Source organism: Bradyrhizobium sp. 1200_D9_N1_1 (assembly GCF_052075915.1).
GTDB classification, from domain to species: Bacteria; Pseudomonadota; Alphaproteobacteria; order Rhizobiales; family Xanthobacteraceae; genus Bradyrhizobium; species Bradyrhizobium diazoefficiens.
In genome coordinates this window covers 8,820,620-8,841,236 of record NZ_CP197226.1, presented here as the reverse complement: position 1 = coordinate 8,841,236, position 20,617 = coordinate 8,820,620, and the positions used below count along the sequence as shown (strand labels likewise).

At 64.7% G+C, this 20,617-nt stretch carries 22 protein-coding genes; 14 read left to right on the top strand and 8 right to left on the bottom strand.

The window, feature by feature from the left end; all coding sequences use genetic code 11:
• Window positions 1-158: 158 nt before the first annotated feature.
• Window positions 159-335 carry a hypothetical protein gene (locus AB5K84_RS41875; RefSeq protein WP_165448134.1) on the bottom strand — a complete coding sequence of 59 codons (177 nt, stop codon included), beginning with the start codon at window positions 333-335 and terminating at the stop codon, window positions 159-161.
• A 166-nt stretch (window positions 336-501) separates the two neighbouring features.
• Here AB5K84_RS41875 and AB5K84_RS41870 point away from each other — a divergent pair, with 166 nt between their 5' ends.
• The 7 genes from AB5K84_RS41870 (at window position 502) to AB5K84_RS41840 (ending at window position 5,830) form a co-directional block, all read left to right on the top strand.
• On the top strand, window positions 502-1,230 hold the full coding sequence (locus AB5K84_RS41870) for a helix-turn-helix transcriptional regulator (protein ID WP_011083882.1): 729 nt from the start codon (window positions 502-504) through the stop codon (window positions 1,228-1,230).
• Between the two features lie 83 nt (window positions 1,231-1,313).
• Window positions 1,314-1,973 (top strand): acyl-homoserine-lactone synthase, encoded by a 660-nt coding sequence (locus tag AB5K84_RS41865; protein ID WP_028172715.1) that lies wholly within the window; start codon window positions 1,314-1,316, stop codon window positions 1,971-1,973.
• Between the two features lies 1 nt (window position 1,974).
• The gene (locus tag AB5K84_RS41860) at window positions 1,975-2,193 is read left to right on the top strand and encodes a hypothetical protein (protein ID WP_028172716.1); all 219 of its coding nucleotides are present in this window, start codon (window positions 1,975-1,977) and stop codon (window positions 2,191-2,193) included.
• Window positions 2,194-2,505: 312 nt separating this feature from the next.
• Window positions 2,506-3,423: a branched-chain amino acid ABC transporter permease gene (locus tag AB5K84_RS41855; RefSeq protein WP_011083884.1), complete on the top strand. Its 918-nt coding sequence runs from the start codon at window positions 2,506-2,508 to the stop codon at window positions 3,421-3,423.
• Window positions 3,420-4,364 carry a branched-chain amino acid ABC transporter permease gene (locus AB5K84_RS41850; RefSeq protein ID WP_011083885.1) on the top strand — a complete coding sequence of 315 codons (945 nt, stop codon included), beginning with the start codon at window positions 3,420-3,422 and terminating at the stop codon, window positions 4,362-4,364. Before AB5K84_RS41855 ends, AB5K84_RS41850 begins: the two co-directional genes overlap by 4 nt.
• A complete protein-coding gene (locus AB5K84_RS41845; protein WP_011083886.1) occupies window positions 4,357-5,124 on the top strand; it encodes an ABC transporter ATP-binding protein in 768 nt (255 codons plus the stop codon). The genes AB5K84_RS41850 and AB5K84_RS41845 overlap by 8 nt, the downstream gene beginning before the upstream one ends.
• Window positions 5,117-5,830, top strand: coding sequence for an ABC transporter ATP-binding protein (locus AB5K84_RS41840; protein WP_011083887.1), 714 nt, complete (start codon window positions 5,117-5,119; stop codon window positions 5,828-5,830). Before AB5K84_RS41845 ends, AB5K84_RS41840 begins: the two co-directional genes overlap by 8 nt.
• A gap of 191 nt (window positions 5,831-6,021) precedes the next feature.
• On the opposite strand, the gene AB5K84_RS41835 is transcribed toward AB5K84_RS41840, so the two are convergent.
• The 3 genes from AB5K84_RS41835 to AB5K84_RS41825 all read right to left on the bottom strand — a co-directional run bounded on the left by AB5K84_RS41835 (window position 6,022) and on the right by AB5K84_RS41825 (window position 9,699).
• A complete protein-coding gene (locus AB5K84_RS41835) occupies window positions 6,022-6,435 on the bottom strand; it encodes a hypothetical protein (protein ID WP_011083888.1) in 414 nt (137 codons plus the stop codon).
• Between the two features lie 332 nt (window positions 6,436-6,767).
• On the bottom strand, window positions 6,768-8,204 hold the full coding sequence (locus AB5K84_RS41830) for a glutamine synthetase family protein (RefSeq protein ID WP_011083889.1): 1,437 nt from the start codon (window positions 8,202-8,204) through the stop codon (window positions 6,768-6,770).
• 136 nt (window positions 8,205-8,340) lie between these two features.
• Window positions 8,341-9,699, bottom strand: a complete 1,359-nt coding sequence (locus tag AB5K84_RS41825) for an aromatic ring-hydroxylating dioxygenase subunit alpha (RefSeq protein WP_011083890.1) — start codon at window positions 9,697-9,699, stop codon at window positions 8,341-8,343.
• 115 nt (window positions 9,700-9,814) lie between these two features.
• Here AB5K84_RS41825 and AB5K84_RS41820 point away from each other — a divergent pair, with 115 nt between their 5' ends.
• The gene (locus AB5K84_RS41820) at window positions 9,815-10,600 is read left to right on the top strand and encodes an IclR family transcriptional regulator domain-containing protein (protein ID WP_011083891.1); all 786 of its coding nucleotides are present in this window, start codon (window positions 9,815-9,817) and stop codon (window positions 10,598-10,600) included.
• A 71-nt stretch (window positions 10,601-10,671) separates the two neighbouring features.
• A complete protein-coding gene (locus AB5K84_RS41815) occupies window positions 10,672-11,004 on the top strand; it encodes a PRC-barrel domain-containing protein (protein ID WP_028172723.1) in 333 nt (110 codons plus the stop codon).
• A gap of 91 nt (window positions 11,005-11,095) precedes the next feature.
• On the opposite strand, the gene AB5K84_RS41810 is transcribed toward AB5K84_RS41815, so the two are convergent.
• The 4 genes from AB5K84_RS41810 to AB5K84_RS41795 all read right to left on the bottom strand — a co-directional run bounded on the left by AB5K84_RS41810 (window position 11,096) and on the right by AB5K84_RS41795 (window position 14,113).
• Complete coding sequence (locus AB5K84_RS41810; RefSeq protein WP_038965247.1) at window positions 11,096-11,530, bottom strand: VOC family protein; 435 nt, start codon at window positions 11,528-11,530, stop codon at window positions 11,096-11,098.
• A 113-nt stretch (window positions 11,531-11,643) separates the two neighbouring features.
• Window positions 11,644-12,489 carry a helix-turn-helix domain-containing protein gene (locus AB5K84_RS41805; protein WP_011083894.1) on the bottom strand — a complete coding sequence of 282 codons (846 nt, stop codon included), beginning with the start codon at window positions 12,487-12,489 and terminating at the stop codon, window positions 11,644-11,646.
• Window positions 12,490-12,547: 58 nt separating this feature from the next.
• Window positions 12,548-12,940 carry a group II truncated hemoglobin gene (locus tag AB5K84_RS41800; protein WP_038965250.1) on the bottom strand — a complete coding sequence of 131 codons (393 nt, stop codon included), beginning with the start codon at window positions 12,938-12,940 and terminating at the stop codon, window positions 12,548-12,550.
• A 264-nt stretch (window positions 12,941-13,204) separates the two neighbouring features.
• On the bottom strand, window positions 13,205-14,113 hold the full coding sequence (locus tag AB5K84_RS41795) for a helix-turn-helix transcriptional regulator (RefSeq protein WP_011083896.1): 909 nt from the start codon (window positions 14,111-14,113) through the stop codon (window positions 13,205-13,207).
• Window positions 14,114-14,234: 121 nt separating this feature from the next.
• On the opposite strand from AB5K84_RS41795, the gene AB5K84_RS41790 reads away from it, so the two are divergent.
• The 5 genes from AB5K84_RS41790 (at window position 14,235) to boxB (ending at window position 20,530) form a co-directional block, all read left to right on the top strand.
• Entirely contained in the window at window positions 14,235-15,776 is a 1,542-nt protein-coding gene (locus AB5K84_RS41790) for a benzoate-CoA ligase family protein (RefSeq protein WP_011083897.1), read from the top strand.
• 129 nt (window positions 15,777-15,905) lie between these two features.
• Entirely contained in the window at window positions 15,906-16,724 is an 819-nt protein-coding gene (locus AB5K84_RS41785; RefSeq protein ID WP_171463734.1) for an alpha/beta fold hydrolase, read from the top strand.
• A 21-nt stretch (window positions 16,725-16,745) separates the two neighbouring features.
• Complete coding sequence (locus tag AB5K84_RS41780; protein ID WP_011083899.1) at window positions 16,746-17,264, top strand: DUF309 domain-containing protein; 519 nt, start codon at window positions 16,746-16,748, stop codon at window positions 17,262-17,264.
• A 111-nt stretch (window positions 17,265-17,375) separates the two neighbouring features.
• Window positions 17,376-19,064, top strand: coding sequence for a 2,3-epoxybenzoyl-CoA dihydrolase (gene boxC / locus AB5K84_RS41775; protein WP_063921378.1), 1,689 nt, complete (start codon window positions 17,376-17,378; stop codon window positions 19,062-19,064).
• A gap of 14 nt (window positions 19,065-19,078) precedes the next feature.
• Window positions 19,079-20,530 (top strand): benzoyl-CoA 2,3-epoxidase subunit BoxB, encoded by a 1,452-nt coding sequence (gene boxB / locus AB5K84_RS41770; protein ID WP_011083901.1) that lies wholly within the window; start codon window positions 19,079-19,081, stop codon window positions 20,528-20,530.
• Window positions 20,531-20,617: the final 87 nt, after the last annotated feature.

Sequence of the window (20,617 nt, the reverse complement as noted above, 5' to 3'; positions counted from 1 at the left end):
CGAGCGATTCCCATGCCCTCCAGGGGAGGGTAAGGGCGCCGCTCATTCGCTGACGATGATGGCGGAGTAATTTCGCGGTTGGCGTGTTTCGACTAAAATCTGCGCGTTCAAATGGAAGGGCGGCGGCGTCGCGCGATCTGTTGCATCGGCGTCGTCTGCTAGCTCGCCGGCCCTTCGGGCGATACGCTGTTCGCGAACTCGGCGCGCTCGCTCTGTAGCACCTCGCGCGCGAACTCGATGATCCTCTGCTTGTTTGCCGTTTCACGGACGGCGAAAAACACGCGGTTCAATTCCAGGCCGAGCACGCTGTTGAGGGCGATGTTCTCGTCGTCCATCGTGGTTTTCCCGCTTTGTACGTCACAGGTGTAACTTGACGTCCCTTCTTCCACAAGTAGATTAAAGCTTCGGAGCAGGCGGTTACCGGAGAACTACGGAAGCAGCGAATTGAGGCAGCCCCCAAATACGTGCTATAGCGGACGACGAGGGTCAGGAAACGCACCGATGTCCGCCGTCGATTATGGCCGGGAAGCGCTCGACTTCATCGAAGGCCTGGGTGTCTATCGCAAGGTACCGGACGCCATGAACGCGCTTGAAGCGGCCTTCGGCCGTTTCGGCTTCGAAACTATCATTGTGACGGGATTGCCGAATCCCGATCAGCGGTTTGCGCAGATGGTGCTCGCCAAGCGCTGGCCGGCGGGATGGTTCAATCTCTACACTCAGAACAACTATGACCGCTTCGATCCCGTGGTGCGGCTGTGCCGGCAATCGGTCAATCCGTTCGAGTGGTCGGAGGCGCCCTATGATGCCGAGCTCGAGCCGAGCGCGGCCGAGGTGATGAACCGCGCCGGCGATTTTCGCATGTCGCGCGGCTTCATCGTGCCGATCCACGGGCTCACCGGCTATGAAGCCGCGGTGTCGCTCGGCGGCGTCCATCTCGACCTCAATCCCCGCAGCAAGCCGGCGCTGCACCTAATGGCGATGTATGGCTTCGACCACATTCGCCGTCTGCTCGAGCCGACGCCGTATCCGTCGACGCGTCTCACCCCGCGCGAGCGCGAGGTGATCTCCTGGGCTTCGCAGGGCAAGTCGGCCTGGGAGATCGGCGAGATCCTGCACATCACGCAGCGCACCGCCGAAGAGCATCTTGCAACTGCTGCGCGCAAGCTCGGTGCGGTCAACCGTACGCATGCGGTTGCGCTGGCGATTCGCCACAAGATCATCAATCCCTAAGCGACGTACTGGGAAATTTCCCAATATCGAACCTGCCTCTTTTCGCAGAGGCTGCCCCCCATTGAGGCTGAATGGGGGTTTCCATGATTCACGCAATTTCCGCGGTCAATCGCCACTTATACGAGGACGTACTCGAGCAGCATTTCCGGCTGCGTCATGACATCTTTGTCGAGGAGCGGCACTGGGAGACGCTGCGCAGGCCGGATGGCCGCGAGGTCGATTCCTATGACGACGAGGATACCGTCTATCTGCTTGCGCTGGAGGGACGGCGCGTCGTCGGCGGCCACCGGCTCTACCCCACGACCAAGCCCTCGATGATGAGCGAGGTCTTCCCGCATCTGGCGGCGGTTCGCGGCTGCCCCTCGGATCCGCTGATCTGGGAATGGTCGCGCTACTTCGTCGTCCGCGATCGCCGCGACGGCGCGCTCAACCTGCAACTGATGGCGGCGGTGCAGGAGTTCTGCCTCGACCAGGGAATCGCGCAGGTCAGCGCGATCATGGAAACCTGGTGGTTGCCGCGCTTCCACGAGGCCGGCTTCGTCGTGACGCCGCTCGGCCTGCCGGCTCTGGTCGAGAACGCCTGGACCATGGCGGCCACCGTCGACATTCGTCGCCAGACGCTCGATGTCCTGCATGATCGCATCGGCATGCCTTCCATCGTGCAACAGGACGGCCCGCGTCTGGACGCCGTCGCCCGTGCCAACCTTTGCGGCCTCGCTGCCGCGCAACGAAAGAGCGCCTGAAATGTCGAATATGATGCGGGACAGCCAGATCATGGCGCAAATCAACGACGAGAATCTCGGCTACATGTCCGACATGGCGCTCGAGCTGGCGCAGATGGCGGACGACTCCGGACTGACGACGCTTGCCTATCTGTTCCGGATGGCCGCACTGGAGGCCTCGACGGCAAACAGCGTGCTCGCCGAGCCGGGCGATCTTCCCCGGCAGATGACGTCGCACTAGACGCAACCTTCTTCACTTCTTTCATTCCGACGACGTCCTCACCCTCTCCCCGGCCTACCCGGGGGGAGGGTGATCGTTTGGGTGCGGCAGGTTGCCCCATGCTGCGCGGCAGCCTTCTTGCATCGCAGGACAGGTTTCGGCCGTGTGCGCCGGGATGCAACAAAGTGCATGTTTGGTGTCAAATCGCTCTTGCCTCTGAACGATACTGCCATTACCCAGTTTTCGGCCTTGAAGAGGCAGGGGGAGCTCTTTCACTGATGGCGACCGTGTTCGAACATCGGCGCGACGCTGCGTGCGCCTGAAAGAGTCTTGATGCTGCTCGTCGTCGAACAGTTTCTGAACGGATTGCAGTTCGGCCTGCTGCTGTTCCTGCTCGCCGCCGGCCTGACGCTGGTGTTCGGGATCATGGATCTCGTCAACCTCGCGCACGGCTCGCTCTACATGATGGGCGCCTATTTCGCCGCGACCTTCGCGGCCTGGACCGGCAGCTTCCTGCTCGGTGCGCTGATGGCGCTCGGAGCAACGCTCGTGCTCGGCATCGTGCTCGAGATGACGGCGCTGCGGCATCTCTACGGCCGCGACCATCTCGACCACGTGCTCGCGACCTTCGGCCTGATCCTGTTCTTCAATGAAGCCGTGCGGCTGATCTGGGGCCCGGCAGGCCTGGCGCTGCCGCTGCCGGCCTGGCTCACCGTGCCGGTGCCGATCCTGCCCGGCATTCACTATCCCGCCTATCGCCTCGCCATCATCGTGGTGGCGCTGCTGGTCGCGCTGCTGCTCTATCTCGGCGTGATGCGCACCCGCATCGGCATGCTGATCCGGGCCGGCGCCTCCAACCGCGAGATGATCGGCGCGCTCGGCATCAACATCAAGCTGCTCTACACGCTGGTGTTCGGTCTCGGTGCCGCGCTCGCCGGCCTTGCCGGCCTGATGCAGGCGCCGATCCTCACCGTGCAGATCGGCATGGGCGAGAACATCCTGATCCTGGCCTTCGTCATCATCGTGATCGGCGGCATCGGCTCGATCCGCGGCGCGTTCCTGGCCGCGATCTTCGTCGGCATGATCGACACGCTCGGCCGCGCCTTCCTGCCGAACCTGCTGCGGCAGGTGCTCAGCGGCGCCGCTGCCTCCACCGCCGCGCCCGCGCTGTCGTCCATGCTGATCTATCTTGTGATGGCGATCGTGCTGGTGGTGCGGCCGGAGGGGCTGTTTCCGGCCAACCGTCGATGAAGGCTTTCACGGTGAGCAAGGCCGTCACGGCCCTGATGCTGGCGGGCCTCGTGCTGCTGCCGCTCTATTCGCAAGCATCCGGCAACGTCTTCATCCTGACGCTGTTCACCCGCATCGTCATCCTGGCGCTGGCCGCCGCGAGCCTCAACCTCATCATGGGTTTTGGCGGCATGATGAGCTTTGGCCACGCCGCCTATCTCGGCATCGGCGGCTACGCCGTCGGCATGCTCGCGCAGGAAGGCGTAGGTTCCGGCTTCATCCAGTTTCCAGTCGCGCTGGCGGCCTCTGCGATCTACGCGCTGGTGATCGGCGCGCTCTCTTTGCGCACCCGCGGCGTCTATTTCATCATGATCACGCTGGCCTTTGCGCAGATGGCCTATTACGTCGCCTCGGGGCTGGCGCGTTACGGCGGCGACGACGGCCTCACCGTCTACAAGCGCAGCGACTTCTCCGGGCTGATCAATCTCGGCAATCGCGTGCAGTTCTATTATCTCTGCCTCGCCTGTCTTCTCGGCGTCCTGTTCCTGATCTGGCGCATCGTCAATTCGCGCTTCGGTCTCGTCGTGCAGGGCCTGCGCTCCAACGAGCAGCGCATGCAGGCGATCGGCTTTCCCGCCAAGCGCTATCAGTTGGTCTGCTTCGTCATCTCCGGCATGATGTGCGGACTTGCCGGCGCGCTGCTCGCCAACAACACCGACTTCATCAGCCCGGCCGTGATGTACTGGACGCGTTCCGGCGACCTCATGGTGATGGTGATCCTCGGCGGCATGGGTACGCTGTTCGGCCCGGTGATGGGCGCGGTGGTGTTCCTGCTGCTGGAGGAGTTCCTGTCGCAGATCACCGAATATTGGGCGCTGATCATGGGGCCGCTACTGCTGCTGATCGTGCTGTTCGGGCGCGGCGGCATCATGGGCATGCTCGGGAGGGCTGGCCGTGGCTGAACCCTTGCTCCGCGTCGAGAAGCTGGTGCGCCGCTTCGGCGGCATCATCGCGACGGACAACGTCTCGCTCGACGTCGCGGCCGGCGAGCTGCACGCCATCATCGGCCCGAACGGCGCCGGGAAGACCACGCTGATCAGCCAGCTCACCGGGCATCTCGAACCGCATTCCGGCAGCGTCTCGCTCGGCGGGCGCGACATCACCTACCTGCCGGCCTATCGCCGCTGCGCGCTGGGGCTGGCGCGGTCGTTCCAGATCACCTCGCTGCTGCTCGACTTCACCGCCGCCGACAACGTCGCGCTGGCGGCGCAGGCCCATGCCGGCACCTCGTTCCGCTTCTTCGCCAACGCGCGCAAGGAAAAGGGCTTGCGCGACGCCGCCCATGCCGCGCTCGACCGCGTCGGCCTGTTGCATCGCGCCGACGTCGTCGTGAACAGGCTCAGCCATGGCGAGCGCCGCGAGCTGGAGCTTGCGGTCGCGCTCGCCAGCAAACCGAAATTGCTCCTGCTCGACGAGCCCATGGCCGGCCTCGGCGTCACCGAATCCCAGCGCATGGTCAAGTTGCTCCAGGAGCTGCGCAGGGAGGTCTCGATCGTGCTGGTCGAGCACGACATGCCGGCGGTGTTCGCGCTGGCCGACCGCATCTCGGTGCTGGTCTATGGCCGCGTCATCGCCTCGGGCGATCCGGCCGCGATCCGCGCCAACGAGGACGTCAAGCGCGCCTATCTCGGCGACCAGCATGTGGTGACGCACCATGGCTGACACGCTGCTCGACGTTGACGGCATCGAGACCTGCTACGGCCTCTCCCAGGTGTTGTTCGGCCTGTCGCTGTCGATCAAGCCGGGCGAGATGGTCTCGCTGATGGGCCGCAACGGTATGGGCAAGACGACGACCATCCGCTCCATCATGGGCCTGACACCGGCGCGCGCCGGGAGCATCCGTTTTGCGGGCTCCGAGGTGCGAACGCAGCCGTCCTACAGGATCGCAAAACTCGGCGTCGGCCTGGTGCCCGAGGGACGCCAGATCTTCCCGAACCTCACCGTGCGCGAAAACCTGGTCGCGGCGGCGGCCGACCGCTTCGGCAGCAGCAATCCCTGGACGCTCGCGGCCATCTACGTGATGTTCCCGCGCCTCGCCGAACGCGCGTCGAACATGGGCAACCAGCTCTCCGGCGGCGAGCAGCAGATGCTGGCGATCGGCCGCGCGCTGATGACCAATCCGAAGCTCCTCATTCTGGACGAAGCGACCGAGGGCCTTGCGCCATTGATCCGCGAAGAAATCTGGAACTGCCTGTCGCTGCTCAAGAGCCGGGGCCAGTCGATCCTGGTCGTCGACAAGAACGTCGATCACCTCGCCCGCATCTGCGACCGCCACTTTATCATCGAGCGCGGCAAGACGGTGTGGAGCGGCACGTCGGACGAACTGATGGCCGAGCCGGATCTGCAGCACAAATATCTGGGGATCTAGCGGGCTCGGCGAGGTGAGGGGCAGAGCGCTCCCGCCGATCTCTCGGTGTCGTCCTGGCGAAGGCCAGGACCCATACCGCGGAATCCATCGATTGCAGGTGGTATCCGTACCGGACGACCCGTCTTCGCCAAACTGCTCCCTGGGGTAATGGGTCCTGGCTTTCGCCAGGACGACGCCGGGGTGCGAACCAATCACCAATAAATCCCATGCCGGTGCAGCTCGCGGATCACGCGGGCCTCGGTGGACGGCTGGCGGCGCTTTGGCTTCGCCGTTTCGGTCGTGCTGGCCACCGGTGCGGCAGTGGACTGAGTGGGGGGCGTGGCAACCGGGCCGGTCGCGACCGGTGCGGCTGCTGTCGGCGGCGTCGTAGCAGTGATTGCGGCTGGCGGTGTTGAGGTCGGCGCGGTCGTCGCCGTCTGCAGATTCGGCGCCTGCGTTGCCGCCGGAGCCTGCGTCGTCTGCGCCGGCACGGTTGCCGTCGCGGCCGGCGGCTCGGTGGCCTGCTGGTTCGAATTGGTTGCCGCAAGGCTCAGGCTCCGCGGACCACCGGCATAGGCCTCGGTTGCGACCAGCGACATCACGGCGATCAGGATCAGCTTGCGCATGAGAACCCCCGTTATCTGGCCAATATGTCTTACCCAATTCGCACGCGCCGGCGCCTAACGCGACAGGTGGTGCGTGCCGATTTCGATCAGGGTGGCCCGGCAGGACAAGCGATAGATCAGACTGAACAATCGACCCAACATGACCGAACTCCGTTGTTGATCATCGGCAGGGACTCTAGACCCCGTGTCTTTCCGGCTGTTTTCGAGGGGGGAGGAAAATGGCTTCGTCGGATGGTGGGGAGATGTCGTCGGAACAGGCGGGACGAAGTCGCCTCACAGCGGCGTGAGCCGTGCGCTATGGTGCTCCCCAAGGCCGCCCGTCGAGAGGGGTGTCAGAACATCTCGAAATATTCGCGGTGCTCCCAGTCGGTGACCTCGGCGAGGAAGCGGTCGATCTCGGCGTTCTTGATGTGGGTGTAGTAGTCGACGAACTCCGCACCGAACTTCTCGCGGAAGAACGGATCCTCCTTCAGCGCCGCAACCGCATCGCGCAGTGACTTCGGCAGCAGCGGCGCCTTGGTTTCGTAGGGCGTGTCGGCCGACGGGCCGGGATCGAGCTTGCGATCGACGCCGTCGAGGCCGGAGAGGATTTGCGAGGCCATGTAGAGATAGGGATTGGCAGCCGGCTCGCCGATGCGGTTCTCAAGGCGCGTGGCGGCATCGCCGGCAGCCCCGAGCACGCGGATCATCACGCCGCGATTGTCGCGGCCCCAGATCGCGCGGTCGGGCGCCAGCGAATAGGAGCGGTAGCGCTTGTAGCCGTTGATGGTCGGGGTGGTGAACACGGCGGACGCGCGGGCGTGGTCGAGCAGGCCGGCAAGGTAGGCGCGGCCGAACGCGCTGAGCGGCTCGCCGCCTGCCTGCGCCATGAACTGGTTTTCGCCGCTGGTGCGCGAGACGATCGACTGGTGCAGATGCCAGCCGCTCGCGAACAGGTTCGGCAGTTTGGGGCGGCACATGAAAGTGGCGTGATAGCCGTGGCGCCGCGCGATCTGCTTCACGGCCGAGCGGAACAGCACCATGTTGTCGGCGGGCTCGAGGCCCTTCCTCGGCGCGAAGGTGAACTCGCACTGGCTTGGCCCGAACTCGACCTCGACCGAGCGCAAGGGCAGGCCGAGTGCGACGACGTCGCGGCGCAGGATCTCCAGCACCGGCTCCATCTGATCGAAGCGCTGCTCGGTGAGGTACTGGTAGCCGTGGCTGAGCAGGCTCACCGAGGGCGGCGTCCCGGGCTGGCCGGCGTCCTCCGCACGCATATGCGGATCGTCGAGCTTGAAGATGTGGAACTCGACCTCGAGCCCGGCGACGAAATCGTGGCCGCGGCCAGCAAGCTCATCGAGCACCTTGCGATAAAGCCCGCGCGTTGCGAACGGCACGGGGCGGCCGTCATTGAAATGGAGATCGCACAGCACCCAGCCCGTGGTCGGCGCCCATGGCAGCACGCGGAAGGTGGTGGGATCGGCAACCATCAGCACGTCGGCTGCGCCCTCCATCTCCTTCATGCCGAACCCGCCGCCCGATGTGAACACCGGGAACACCGTGCGGTGCGAGGTGTCCTTGGCGAGCATGGTGGTGGTGATGGAGCAGCCGCTCTCCAGCGAGGCGATCGCCTCCGCGGCGATGATGGTCTTGCCGCGCAGGATGCCGTGCTGGTCGGGGAAGGCGAGGCGGATGACCTCGAGGTTCTTCTCCTCGACGATGCGGCGCATGCGTTGCGCCGCGTCCTTCTGTTCATCCGACCACAGCGCATGACGCGCGACGAAAGTCACTGCTATTGCTCCCCGATAGCTGTCGTTCCGGGATGGTCCGAAGGACCAGACCCGGAACCTCGAGATTCTCAGGTGCGCAAGTGCGCACCATAGTACGATGCTATCGCATCGCCCCGGAATGACGATGCCCCAAAAATCACTCCGCCGCCGTCAGCCGATGCACCTTGCCGTCGATCTCCTTCGGCACCGGCGCGGTCCACGGCGCGCCGCGGCGGCGCTTGACGTCGACTTCCATCCAGTAGGTCTCCCAGCCCCGCGTCGGCCCGATGCCGTCCATGGTCGCCGGTCCCTGGATGCTGCGCGCGTTGGCCTCGTCGAGGAACAGCATCGGCTTCTCGCCGCCGCCGACTTTCTCGATCTCCTGCCGCAGCAGGCGGCGGTATTGCACGATTGCCTTGTCGCTCTGGCCGAGGTGCTCCTTGGTGCGGTCCTGGATCGCGCCCATCGACTCCACCGCCCACTGGTCGTGGACGTTGATGTCGTTGCCCATGCCGGTATAGGTCGCGGTCTGCTGCTCGTGCGGATCGAAGCCGTAGTCGTTGCCGCTGTTCTTGCGCGATTTGTAGTCGGGCAGCTCATAGAGCTCGAGCCGCTGGTCGCGCATCTTCTTTTTGTCGACGGGGTTCGTGTAGCTGGTGAAGATCGCGTACCAGTAGCAGTTCTCGTCGTCGACCGGCACGTGCCACTGCGTGATCGTCATCTCCGTGCTCATGGGGATGACGAAGCCGTGCGGGAACAGCTGGTTGGTGACGCGCACATGGGTGCGCTCCTCGTCGATCTCGCGCAGCGCGATCAGCCGGAGGCCGTATTCGGTGTGCTCGACATTGATGATCGGACGGTCGTATTCGCGCAGGATCTTCGTCATCGGCAGGTCGCTGCCCGCGGAGGCGCCGCGGAACTGCTTGCCGTAGGCGGTGGAGGTATCCTCGTCCTCGAAGAAGCGGTGCAGATAGGAGGCGTGCGCGGGATCGATGCCGACCTCGAGCGCCTGGAGCCAGTTGCAGGCCATGTGGCCCTTGAACGCGAACGTGTGAGTATCAGGCGCGACAAAGCAGTCGATCTCGGGAAATGCAGGCGGCTCACCCTCGCCGAGATAAGCCCAGAGGATGCCGCTCTTCTCCACGACAGGATAGGAGCGCTGGCGGATGTTCTGGCAGAGCTTTGAATCCTTCGGCTCTGCCGGCGTCTCGATGCACTGGCCGGTGGCGTCGAACAGCCAGCCGTGGAAGGCGCAGCGCAGGCCGCCATGCTCGAGCCGCCCGAAGGCGAGGTCGGCGCCGCGATGCGCGCAATGGCGATCGATCAGGCCGTAGCGCCCTCGCTCGTCGCGGAACAGCACGAGGTTTTCGCCGAGCAGTCGCACGGGGCGGATCGGCCGCGCGCCTTCCAGCTCGTCGACCAGCGCCGTCGGCTGCCAGTAGCTCCGCATCAGCTTTCCGCAGGGGTCCTTCGGCCCGGTGCGGGTGATCAGGTCGTTCTGCTCCTGGCTCATCATGGCGAGTGCATCCCATATCTCGGAGTGGCGTTTGTTCGCCTATTGAACGAATGGGCGAATTATGACATGCCTAGGATCGGCAGCAAGCACTATTTTGCAGGAAAGTCCCGACGCCATGCCCAAGCTGAAGCGAAGCGAGACCGATGAGCGTGCGACGGATTTCGTCGAAAGCCTCGATCGCGGCCTGCGCCTGCTTCAATGCTTCGGCACGACGGTCGGCCCGATGACCCTGAGCGACCTCGCCCGCGCCGCCGATCTTCCGCGCGCCACCGCCCGGCGGATGCTGTTCACGCTCCAGCGTGGCGGCTTCGTCGGTGGTGACGGCAAGCTGTTCACGTTGACGCCGCACGTGCTGACCCTTGCGGCCTCGTATCTGCGCTCCAACCAGCTCGTCGCGGTTCTGCAACCGGTGCTCGATCGCGTTGCGACCGCGGCAAATGAAATTTCATCGCTCGCGGTGCTCGATGGCGACGACGTCGTGTTCGTCGCGCGCAGCAGTCCGGCGCGGATGTTTTCAGGCGGGCTCGAGATCGGCTACCGCCTGCCGGCGTTCTGCACGTCGGTCGGCCGCGCCATGCTCGGCCAGCTCGATGATGCCGAGCTCGCCCCGCGCCTGAAGACAATGACGCGCGAAGCGCTGACGCCGCAGACGGTGACCGATCCCAAGGCGCTGCTCGCGCGCATTACGGCCGACCGTGCGCAGGGCTATTCGCTGGTCGATCGCGAGGCCGAGCCGCATTTCCGCTCGATCTCGGTTCCCGTGCGGCGCTACGATGGTGTGATCGTCGCCGCCGTCAACATGGGCGCCCATGTCGACCGCGTGCCGGCGCAGGAGCTGATCGACCGCTTCCTGCCGCTGCTGCGCGAGGGCGCCGAAGCAGTGCGTTCGCAGTTGCTGTAGCTACAGCGCACTTCGCTCTTCCTGCCTGGCAGGCTATAATGCGCGCGGCACAAGAGAACAGGGAGGATGCCATGCAACACACCATGGTTCCCAGTGATCGCGTGGAGCACGTCGCCGTCTACGGGCGCGACGGCACGAAGCTCGGCACGATCGAGCGGCTGATGCTCGACAAGGTCAGCGGAATGGTCGCCTATGCCGTGATCAAGACCGGCGGGCTGCTCGGTGCTCATCACCATTATCCGGTGCAGTGGAGCGCGCTGAAATACGATCGCGGCCGTCAGGCGTTCCAGGTCGAGCTGACGATGGACGAGTTCAGCAGCGGTCCATGCGAGTTCGATGGCGACGAGTTCGATTGGGGCGACCGCTCGCGGTCCTACCCGCATCCGAATTACTGGTCGGTCTGAAGAGCCGGACGGGTTCGCAGCCGCATCGCTCTTGCGGGCTCGATTGAGCATTGCCCCGCCCACCGAGCGGCATCCGAAGCAACCGTCTGGCCTATCCCGGCAGCGACTCTTCGCCGACCTTGGGCCAATAGGTTCCAAAGCTCCAGAGGCCGCCCTCGGGATCGCGCGCCGCGAAATCGCGGCTGCCATAATCGGTATTGTAGGGCTCCATTTCGATCGTCGCACCGGACGCCTTCACCTTCTCATAGAGTGCGTCGGGATCATCGACAGCCAGATAAATGGCATCCGTACGGTGGCCGCCGATGTCGCCGACCCGCTTTGCGTACGCATCATCGCGATGCGCACCGAGCATGAGGATTGATGATCCAAATGCCAATTCGGCGTGAACGACCGTGCCCTCCTTGCGATAGACCACGCGTTCGGCGAAGCCGAGAACGTTTTTCAGCCAAGCGATCATCGCCTCCGGATCCTTGCAGCGCATGGTGTGGTACAGGCGCGGTGCTTCATAGCCATTCTGCTGGTTCATGAAATTCTCCAGGAAATTATCCAGGAAATTATCCAGGAAATTATCCAGGTCTATTGCAACGCCAAGCCTAGTTCGGATCCCGCCAGCCGGGCTTGAACAAATGGGACCAGACGCTACCCGCCGCCGTCCCGCATCAGGCGTGGATCCGCAAAATCGAGCCGCGCGGCCCATCCGGTCGGCGTCTCGCCGCTGAATATCCGGAAGTCGCGGGCAAGATGCGCCTGGTCGGCATAGCCGGCGTCTGCCGCGACGGCTGCCCAGCCGCCTGTCCCGTCCGTGCGGGCCAGTGAGCAGGCCCGATGAAAGCGCAGCATCTGGGCCATTGTCTTCGGCGGTACGCCGATCTCGTTGTGGAAGCGGCGCGTGAGATGCTTGCGGCTCCAGCCTATGTCGGTGGCAAGCTCGGTGATCCGGACCGCGCCTGCCCGTCGCCAGAGCGTATCGAGGGCGAAGGCGATCGCCGGCGAGGGCTCATGCACAGCGCGACGAAGCACGAAGTCTTCCACGATCTCAAATCGTCGCTGCCATCCGACCGCCTCGGCAACCCTGGCGCGGAGGTTCTCGCCATCCCGTCCCAGAATGTCGCCCAGACCGACCATGCGCGCGGTCAGATCCGGCACTGCTCCTCCGAAGAAGCGATACGCTCCAAGCGGGGTGAAATCGACCTGAACGCATTCGGCGCGGCCATCGGATTCGATGAGGACCGGTCCGGGAAAGAGACCAGCCGCGAAACTCGGCTGAGCGTCGGCAACATCCGGCTCGCGCCCAAGCGCAATGCGGAAGGGTGTCCCCAAATTCACGAGAAGAGGCAGCGCAAGCGGCGCCGCGTGCCGGAAGCCGGCCAACCCGACGCCGCGCTCGCGATAGAACGAGATGCTGGAGACCAGCCGCGCAAGGCGTGGCGAGGCGGGCCGACGGATGACATCGGGGTTTGCGGCAGCGTCCATCGCGCGCAGCATAGCGCCGCAGCGGTGCCCCTCCAAGTGGACGGCGCGCCCGGCCTTGCCCGTGTGGTGGCTAGCGGTTGCGCATCCAGTCGGCGAGGCCGGACAGCGCCTTGTCGAGGTCTTGCCGCGCGGCAGCGTCCGCGACCGTCTCCTCCAGCGCGCCGCGCATGCAGGTGAGCCACGCATCGCGTTCGGCATCACCGATGGCAAAGCCGATGTGACGCTGGCGCAGCCGTGGGTGTCCCTTTTCGACGGAATAGAGTCTTGGGCCGCCGGTCCATTCGGTGAGGTAGCGCTTCAGCACGTCCCTGATCAGGCCGAGATCGGCTGCATGCATGGCGCGGATGACTTTCGCCTCCGGCAGCGTGTCCATCCGTTCGTAGAAGCGATCGACCAGAAGGTCGATCGTGGCACTGCCGCCGATCCGCTCGAACATGGAGATTGCGACGTCGCTATCGGTCATCATTTGTCTCGAGGCTTGCTTGCTGATCGTTGATACAGTGTTGCTGGAGGTCGCGCAAAATCCTTGCTGTCGTCCCGGACAAGCGCAGCGAAGCGGAGCGCTGATCCGGGACCCAACCAAAGGGGGTAGTTTTGCGATGACTCGTGGTTACCAGCTCGCGCAACAACTTCTCCCTGGGGGTATGGGTCCCGGATCGGCGCGCGCTTGTGGCGCGCTTGTCCGGGACGACAGTGGAGTGTGTAGCTGTAGCGAGCTCGAAACGACCTACAGCGCCACGCTGCGCAGACCAAAACTGCGCGCTTCGTTCTGGAGCACCGGGCGCACCGCGTCGATCAGGCGCGCGGCGGCGGCATCGACGGAGAGGCCCGCCGTGTCCACCACCGCCGTCGCACGCGAGTACAGCGGCTCGCGGCTCAAGAGGATGTTGCGCAGCTCGGCCATCGCGGAGCGGTCGTCCGCCATCGGGCGCAGGTCGCCCTGGCGACGGACGCGGGCCATGTGCTCCTCGGGCTCGGCCTTCAGCCAGATCGTGTAGAACGACGACAGGATCTGGTCGAAGGTCAAAGGCTCGGAGACGATGCCGCCGCCGGTCGCAAGCACCATCAACTCGTTGCGCGCGAGCAGCTGTTGCAGCGCCGCCTGCTCCATGCGGCGAAAGCCTTCCTGGCCGTAGAGCGCGATGATCTCGGCGACCGAGAGGCCGTTCTGCTGCTCGACCTCCTTGTTGAGCTCGACGAAGCTCCAGCCGACCTTCTTCGCCAGGATCTTGCCGAGCGTGGACTTGCCGGCGCCGCGCAGGCCGATCAGCGCGATGCCGCAGAACGGCGCGCGCCGCGGCGCGGATGCGCTGCCGCCGGCGAGCACGTCCTTGGCCTGCGCGATCTGCGCGGGCGTCGCCTTGCGCAGGAGATCGCGAAACATCTGCCAGTCCGGCGTCGGATCGGCGCTGGGCAGCAGATCTTCGAGATGCGCGCCCATCGCGTCGGAGACGCGGCGGAGCAGCACGATCGAGACATTGCCCTTGCCGCTTTCGAGCTGCGCGATGTAGCGCTCCGAGATTCCTGATACCTTGGCGAGCACTTTGCGCGACATGCCGCGCAGTGCGCGCGTGGTGCGCACACGCTGGCCGAGCTGTTCGAGGAAGCGGGATTCGGCGTCGGGACTGTCGGTCATGAGCCTTCTTTACAGATGTCCTGCGGCGCGTTTTAATGAAACATAATGCCTGCTGGCATTGACAGCAAGCCGCCGCGGTGTCTTTCTATGAATTATAATTCTAAATTCAGGGGAGAAGTCCGTGAGCGAGGGATCCTATAACGCGGTGACCTGGCTGCTCGACCGTAACGTCGAGGAGGGGCGCGGCAACAAGCTCGCCTTCGACGACACCGTCTCGCGGCTGACCTATGGCGAGCTCCAGCGCGAGAGCCGCCGCGCCGCCAACATGCTGCGCCGTCTCGGCGTCCGCCGCGAGGAGCGCGTGGCGATGATCATGCTCGATACGGTCGATTTCCCGATCGTGTTCCTGGGCGCGATCCGCGCCGGCATCGTGCCGGTGCCGCTCAACACGCTGCTGACCGCGGACCAGTACGCCTACATCCTCGCCGACTGCCGTGCCCGCGTGCTGTTCGTTTCCGAAGCGCTCTATCCCGTCATCAGGGACGTCGTCGGCCGCATGCCGGATCTCGAGCATGTCGTCGTCTCCGGCGCCAAGCAGAATGGCCACAAGCAGCTCGCCGAGGAGCTCGCTGATGAGAGCGACCAGTTCACCACCGCCGCGACTCATCCGGACGAGCCGGCATTCTGGCTGTATTCGTCCGGCTCGACCGGCATGCCCAAGGGCGTGCGCCATCTGCATTCGAACTTGCAGGCGACTGCGGACACCTACGCCAGGCAGGTGCTCGGCATTCGCGAGAGCGACGTCTGCCTCTCCGCCGCAAAGCTGTTTTTCGCCTATGGTCTCGGCAATGCGCTGACCTTCCCGATGTCGGTCGGCGCAACCGTCGTGCTGAACAGCGAGCGCCCGACGCCGGCGCGCATGTTCGACCTGATGAACCGCTACAACCCGTCGATCTTCTACGGCGTGCCGACCTTGTTCGCGGCGATGCTCAACGACGAGACGATGAAGAGCGAGCGTGGCGGAAAGAGCTTGCGCATCTGCACCTCGGCCGGTGAGGCATTGCCCGAGTCTGTGGGCAACAGCTGGAAGGCGCGCTTCGGCGTCGACATTCTCGACGGCGTCGGCTCGACCGAGCTCTTGCACATCTTCCTATCGAATGCGCCCGGCGACATCAAATATGGCTCCTCCGGCAAGCCGGTGCCGGGCTATGCGGTGCGGCTCGTCAACGAGGCCGGCCAGGACGTGGCCGACGGCGAGGTCGGCGAGCTCCTGGTCGATGCGCCCTCCGCCGGCGAAGGCTATTGGAACCAGCGCCACAAGAGCCGCCGCACCTTCGAGGGCCCGTGGACCCGCACCGGCGACAAATATGTCAGGGATGCCGAGGGCCGCTACACCTTCTGCGGCCGTGCCGACGACATGTTCAAGGTCTCCGGCATCTGGGTCTCGCCGTTCGAGGTCGAGAGCGCGCTGATCACGCACCCGGCGGTGCTGGAAGCCGCCGTCGTGCCCGAGGCCGATCCGGAAGGCCTCTTGAAGCCGAAAGCCTTCGTCGTGCTGCGTCAGGGCGCGAAGACCGCGAACTTGCAGGAGATGCTGAAGGAGCACGTCAAGCAGAAGATCGGCCCGTGGAAATATCCGCGCTGGATCGACGTGGTGGACTCGCTGCCGAAGACGGCGACGGGGAAGATCCAGCGGTTCAAGCTGCGGGAAGGGGCGAATTGATTGGCTTCGTCATTCCGGGGCGCGCGAAGCGCGAACCCGGAATCTCGATCCGCAGACTGCAATCTCGGGATTCCGGATCAACTCGCTTTGCGAGTTGTCCGGAATGACGGAATGAATGGAACCGACAGCATGACCAACCTCACCCCCACGGGCTTCCTCAGCGTCAGTGGCGCCAGCCTCGAATATAAATGGCTCGCGCCGCAATCAGCGGAGGCACCGACCATCGTCATGCTGCACGAAGGTCTCGGCTCGGTCGGGCTCTGGGGCGACTTCCCGGAACAGCTTCGAGAGGCGACCGGTGCCGGCATCTTCGTCTATTCGCGTGCGGGCTACGGGCAGTCGAGCCCGGTCGCGCTGCCGCGGCCGCTGGATTACATGCACCGCGAGGCGCTGGAGGTGCTTCCGAAACTGCTCGATGCGATCGGCTTCAGGCGCGGCCTCCTGCTCGGCCATTCCGACGGTGCCTCGATCGCGACGATCTACGCCGGCGCGCACCAGGATCATCGCCTGAACGGCCTCGTGCTGATCGCGCCGCATTTCATCGTCGAGGACATCTCGGTGAAATCCATCGCCGCGATCAAGACCGCCTATGAGACCACCGATCTCAAGCCGAAGCTCGCGCGCTGGCACAAGGACGTCGACAACGCCTTCTACGGCTGGAACGGCGCCTGGCTCGATCCGAAATTCCGCGACTGGGACATCTCGGAATACCTCGCCTATATCCGCGTCCCTGTCATGGTCCTGCAAGGCGTGGACGACCAATACGGGACGCTGCGCCAGGTCGAAATTGCGCAGGAAGAGTGTTACTGTCCGGTAGATTTGAAAATTATTTCAGGCGCGGGCCATTCCCCGCATCGTGAAGCGCCGGGGGCGACGCTTGACGCAATTGAGCAATTTGCAAAGGCGGCCCTGCGCGACGATCAGGGACTTCAGGGACGCGCCGCATGATGTTGCGGAGGCGCGCCTCGCATGAGTGCGCCGCCGAATGCGAGCGGCCCGCTGCCGTGGCCGCAATGGGCCTATGTGCCGGGCGAGGCCGGGCTCGATGCCGACTACGAGACGCTCGCCATGGCCAAGGCGCTGGTGCCTTCGGCGTTTCGCGGCCATGTGCCGGCGCGCCATCCGGCGCTGCGCTACGGGCTCGCGCTCAACGACCGCGGCTATTTCTGGGAAGCGCAGGAAGTGCTGGAGGCGGTGTGGGCCGCAGCGCCCCAAGGCGGCCGCGAGCGCATTCTGCTGCGGGCCTGCATCCGCATCGCCAATGCGAATTTGCGGTTGCGCATGCAAAGGTCGCATTCGGCGGCACGGCTGTTTGGCGATGCGCTGGCGGAGCTGCGCGCGCTGAGCTCGCGCAAGGCGGCGGCCGGCGACGGCTTTGTCGAGAGCTTTCCCATTGCTGCGCTGACGGCCTTGCTCCAGGCCAAGCTCGGTCGTCCCCAGCTCTCCAAGGCCGACTGGATCGCACTCGGCGCCATCGTGCGGCCCTAGGCGCTGGCATGAAACAAAGTGCATGTATTGGCTGGTAAGGACTAGACTTGCTCTGAAATATGCACTATTGTGCATCTAACGTTAAAACCAAGACGAACTCAAGGGTGGCCCATGGCCGGGGAAGATCGGCGCCTCGCAGGCGGCGCGACATTCATCGATTTCCAGACCGAACCGTCCCGCTACAAGCACTGGAAGCTCGCGGTCGACGGTGACGTCGCGACCCTGACCATGGACGTCGACGAGAACGGCGGCCTGTTCGAGGGCTATCTGCTCAAGCTCAATTCCTACGACCTCGGCGTCGACATCGAGCTTGCCGATGCGATCCAGCGGCTGCGCTTCGAGCATCCCGAGGTGAAGGTCGTGGTGATGCGCTCGGCCAAGAACCGCGTGTTCTGCGCCGGCGCCAACATCCGCATGCTCGCGGGCTCGACCCACGCCCACAAGGTCAATTTCTGCAAGTTCACCAACGAGACCCGCAACGGCATGGAGGATTCGTCCGAGAATTCCGGCCAGCGCTTCATCACCGTGGTGAACGGCTCGGCCGCCGGCGGCGGCTATGAGCTCGCGCTCGCGACCGACCACATCATCCTCGCCGACGACGGTGCCTCTTCGGTGGCGCTGCCCGAAGTGCCGCTGCTCGCGGTGCTGCCGGGCACCGGCGGCCTCACCCGCGTCGTCGACAAGCGCAAGGTGCGCCGCGACCATGCCGACTTCTTCTGCACCATCGAGGAAGGCGTGAAAGGCAAGCGCGCCGTGCAGTGGCGTCTCGTCGACGAGATCGCGCCGAACTCGAAGCTGGAAGGCAAGATCGCCGAGCGCGTCAAGGAATTTTCCGCGGCCTCCAGGCGCAGCGGCAGCGGCAAGGGCATTGCGCTGACGCCGCTCAGGCGCATCATCGACGAGACCAGCCTGCGCTACGGCTTCGTCACCGTCGACGTCGATCGTGCCGCCCGCATCGCCACCATCTCGATTAAGGCGCCGGAGGCGGCGGCGCCGGCCGACATCGACGGCATGATGGCGCAGGGCGCTGCGTTCTGGCCGCTCCAGGTCGCGCGCGAGCTCGACGATGCCATCCTGCATCTGCGCATCAACGAGCTCGAGATCGCCATGCTGGTGTTCAAGAGCCATGGCGACCGCGCCCATGTGCTCGCATCCGATGCCTTCCTTGAAGCCAACAAGGCGCACTGGCTGGTCAACGAGATCAGGCATTACTGGAAGCGCGTGCTCAAGCGTATCGACGTCACCTCGCGCACGCTGGTGACGCTGGTCGAGCCCGGCTCCTGCTTTGCCGGCACGCTCGCCGAGCTCGTCTTCGCCGCCGACCGTTCCTACATGCTGATCGGCACCCGCCAGGGCGACAACCGCCCGCCGCCCGCGATCGAGCTGTCGGCGATGAATTTTGGCCCGTATCCGATGAGCCATGGTTTGACGCGGCTTCAGTCTCGCTTCCAGGCCGACCCGGCCGATCTAGAACGCGCCGAAGCCACCATCGGCACGAGCCTGGACGCCGAAGAGGCCGAGGAGCTCGGCCTCGTCACCTTCGCGCTCGACGACATCGACTGGGACGACGAGGTCCGCGTGTTTCTGGAGGAGCGCGCCAGCTTCTCGCCCGACAGCCTCACCGGCATGGAAGCGAGCCTCCGCTTCGTCGGCCCGGAGACGATGGAATCAAAGATCTTCGCGCGCCTCACTGCCTGGCAGAACTGGATCTTCCAGCGCCCGAACGCGGTCGGCGAGGAGGGCGCGCTCCGCCGTTACGGCAGCGGCCAGAAGCCGAAATTCGATATGACAAGAGTTTAGGGAGAAGCACGGCCATGAACATGAACATCATGAACGTCGACTACTCGACCAAGATTCCGAACAACGTCAACCTCGCCGAAGACCGCCAGGTGCTGAAGGCACTCGAAGGCTGGCATCCCGGCTACATGGACTGGTGGAGCGACATGGGGCCGGAAGGCTTCCAGGAGTCGCTGGTCTATTTGCGCACCGCCTACTCCGTCGATCCGCGCGGCTGGGCCAAGTTCGACTATGTCCGCATGCCCGAATATCGCTGGGGCATCCTGCTTGCGCCGCAGGAAGAAAATCGCGTCGTTCCGTTCGGCGAGCATTTTGGCGAGCCGGCCTGGCAGGAAGTGCCGGGCGAGCATCGTGCCATGCTGCGCCGCCTGATCGTGATCCAGGGCGACACCGAGCCCGCCTCGGTCGAGCAGCAGCGCCATCTCGGCAAGACCGCGCCCTCGCTCTACGACATGCGCAACCTGTTCCAGGTCAACGTGGAAGAGGGCCGTCACCTCTGGGCGATGGTGTATCTGCTGCAGAAATATTTCGGCCGCGATGGCCGCGAGGAGGCCGACGATCTGCTCCGCCGCCGCTCCGGCGATGCGGACGCGCCGCGCATGCTCGGTGCCTTCAACGAGGCGACGCCGGACTGGCTGTCGTTCTTCATGTTCACCTACTTCACCGACCGCGACGGCAAGATGCAGCTGCACAGCCTCGCGCAGTCGGGCTTCGATCCCTTGTCGCGCACCTGCCGCTTCATGCTGACCGAAGAAGCGCACCACATGTTCGTCGGCGAGACCGGCATTACCCGCGTCGTGCAGCGCACCTGCGATGCGATGCGCGAAGCCGGCATCACCGATCCCACCGACATCGCAAAAGTCCGCGCGCTCGGCGTCATTGATCTTCCGACCATCCAGAAGAAGCTGAACCTGCACTACACGCTGTCGCTCGACCTGTTCGGCTCGGAGGTCTCGACCAACGCGGCCAACGCCTTCAATGCCGGCATCAAGGGCCGCTATCACGAGACCCAGATCGAGGACGATCACCAGCTCAAGAACGCCACCTATCCGGTGCTGAAGTTCATCAACGGCGAGATCAAGCTGGTCGACGAGCCGGCGCTGACTGCGCTCAACATGCGCCTGCGCGACGATTACAGCCAGGATTGCGTCAAGGGCATGCTGCGCTGGAACAAGGTGATCTCGACCGCGGGCTACGACTTCAAGCTGACCTTGCCCAACGTCGCCTTCCACCGCCACATCGGCGAGTTCAAGGACGTCCATGCGACGCCCGACGGCATTTTGATCGACGATGCGACCTGGGCGAAGCGCAAGGACGAGTGGCTGCCTTCGACAGCCGACGGCGACTTCATCACCTCGCTGATGCAGCCCGTCACCGAAACCGGCAAGTTCGCCTCCTGGATCTCGCCGCCGAAAGTCGGCATCGACAACAAGCCCGGCGATTTCGAGTACGTGAAGATCGAGTCGTAGGCGCGGCCTGCGAGACGCGACGACCGCGCCATACGAAGACTGTCATCACCCGCGAAAGCGGGTGATCCAGTATTCCAGAGACAACGC

Bases quoted from the DNA above. Each gene is read 5' to 3' on its own strand.
- AB5K84_RS41780 (WP_011083899.1), top strand. From the start codon at position 16,746: ATGAGTGCGCCGCCGAATGCGAGCGGCCCGCTGCCGTGGCCGCAATGG.
- AB5K84_RS41805 (WP_011083894.1), bottom strand. From the start codon at position 12,489: ATGCTGCGCGCGATGGACGCTGCCGCAAACCCCGATGTCATCCGTCGG.
- AB5K84_RS41810 (WP_038965247.1), bottom strand. From the start codon at position 11,530: ATGAACCAGCAGAATGGCTATGAAGCACCGCGCCTGTACCACACCATG.
- AB5K84_RS41870 (WP_011083882.1), top strand. From the start codon at position 502: ATGTCCGCCGTCGATTATGGCCGGGAAGCGCTCGACTTCATCGAAGGC.
- AB5K84_RS41800 (WP_038965250.1), bottom strand. From the start codon at position 12,940: ATGACCGATAGCGACGTCGCAATCTCCATGTTCGAGCGGATCGGCGGC.
- AB5K84_RS41795 (WP_011083896.1), bottom strand. From the start codon at position 14,113: ATGACCGACAGTCCCGACGCCGAATCCCGCTTCCTCGAACAGCTCGGC.
- boxC (WP_063921378.1), top strand. From the start codon at position 17,376: ATGGCCGGGGAAGATCGGCGCCTCGCAGGCGGCGCGACATTCATCGAT.
- AB5K84_RS41855 (WP_011083884.1), top strand. From the start codon at position 2,506: ATGCTGCTCGTCGTCGAACAGTTTCTGAACGGATTGCAGTTCGGCCTG.
- AB5K84_RS41835 (WP_011083888.1), bottom strand. From the start codon at position 6,435: ATGCGCAAGCTGATCCTGATCGCCGTGATGTCGCTGGTCGCAACCGAG.
- AB5K84_RS41860 (WP_028172716.1), top strand. From the start codon at position 1,975: ATGTCGAATATGATGCGGGACAGCCAGATCATGGCGCAAATCAACGAC.
- AB5K84_RS41825 (WP_011083890.1), bottom strand. From the start codon at position 9,699: ATGATGAGCCAGGAGCAGAACGACCTGATCACCCGCACCGGGCCGAAG.
- AB5K84_RS41820 (WP_011083891.1), top strand. From the start codon at position 9,815: ATGCCCAAGCTGAAGCGAAGCGAGACCGATGAGCGTGCGACGGATTTC.
- AB5K84_RS41865 (WP_028172715.1), top strand. From the start codon at position 1,314: ATGATTCACGCAATTTCCGCGGTCAATCGCCACTTATACGAGGACGTA.
- AB5K84_RS41815 (WP_028172723.1), top strand. From the start codon at position 10,672: ATGCAACACACCATGGTTCCCAGTGATCGCGTGGAGCACGTCGCCGTC.
- AB5K84_RS41875 (WP_165448134.1), bottom strand. From the start codon at position 335: ATGGACGACGAGAACATCGCCCTCAACAGCGTGCTCGGCCTGGAATTG.
- AB5K84_RS41785 (WP_171463734.1), top strand. From the start codon at position 15,906: ATGACCAACCTCACCCCCACGGGCTTCCTCAGCGTCAGTGGCGCCAGC.
- AB5K84_RS41840 (WP_011083887.1), top strand. From the start codon at position 5,117: ATGGCTGACACGCTGCTCGACGTTGACGGCATCGAGACCTGCTACGGC.
- boxB (WP_011083901.1), top strand. From the start codon at position 19,079: ATGAACATGAACATCATGAACGTCGACTACTCGACCAAGATTCCGAAC.
- AB5K84_RS41850 (WP_011083885.1), top strand. From the start codon at position 3,420: ATGAAGGCTTTCACGGTGAGCAAGGCCGTCACGGCCCTGATGCTGGCG.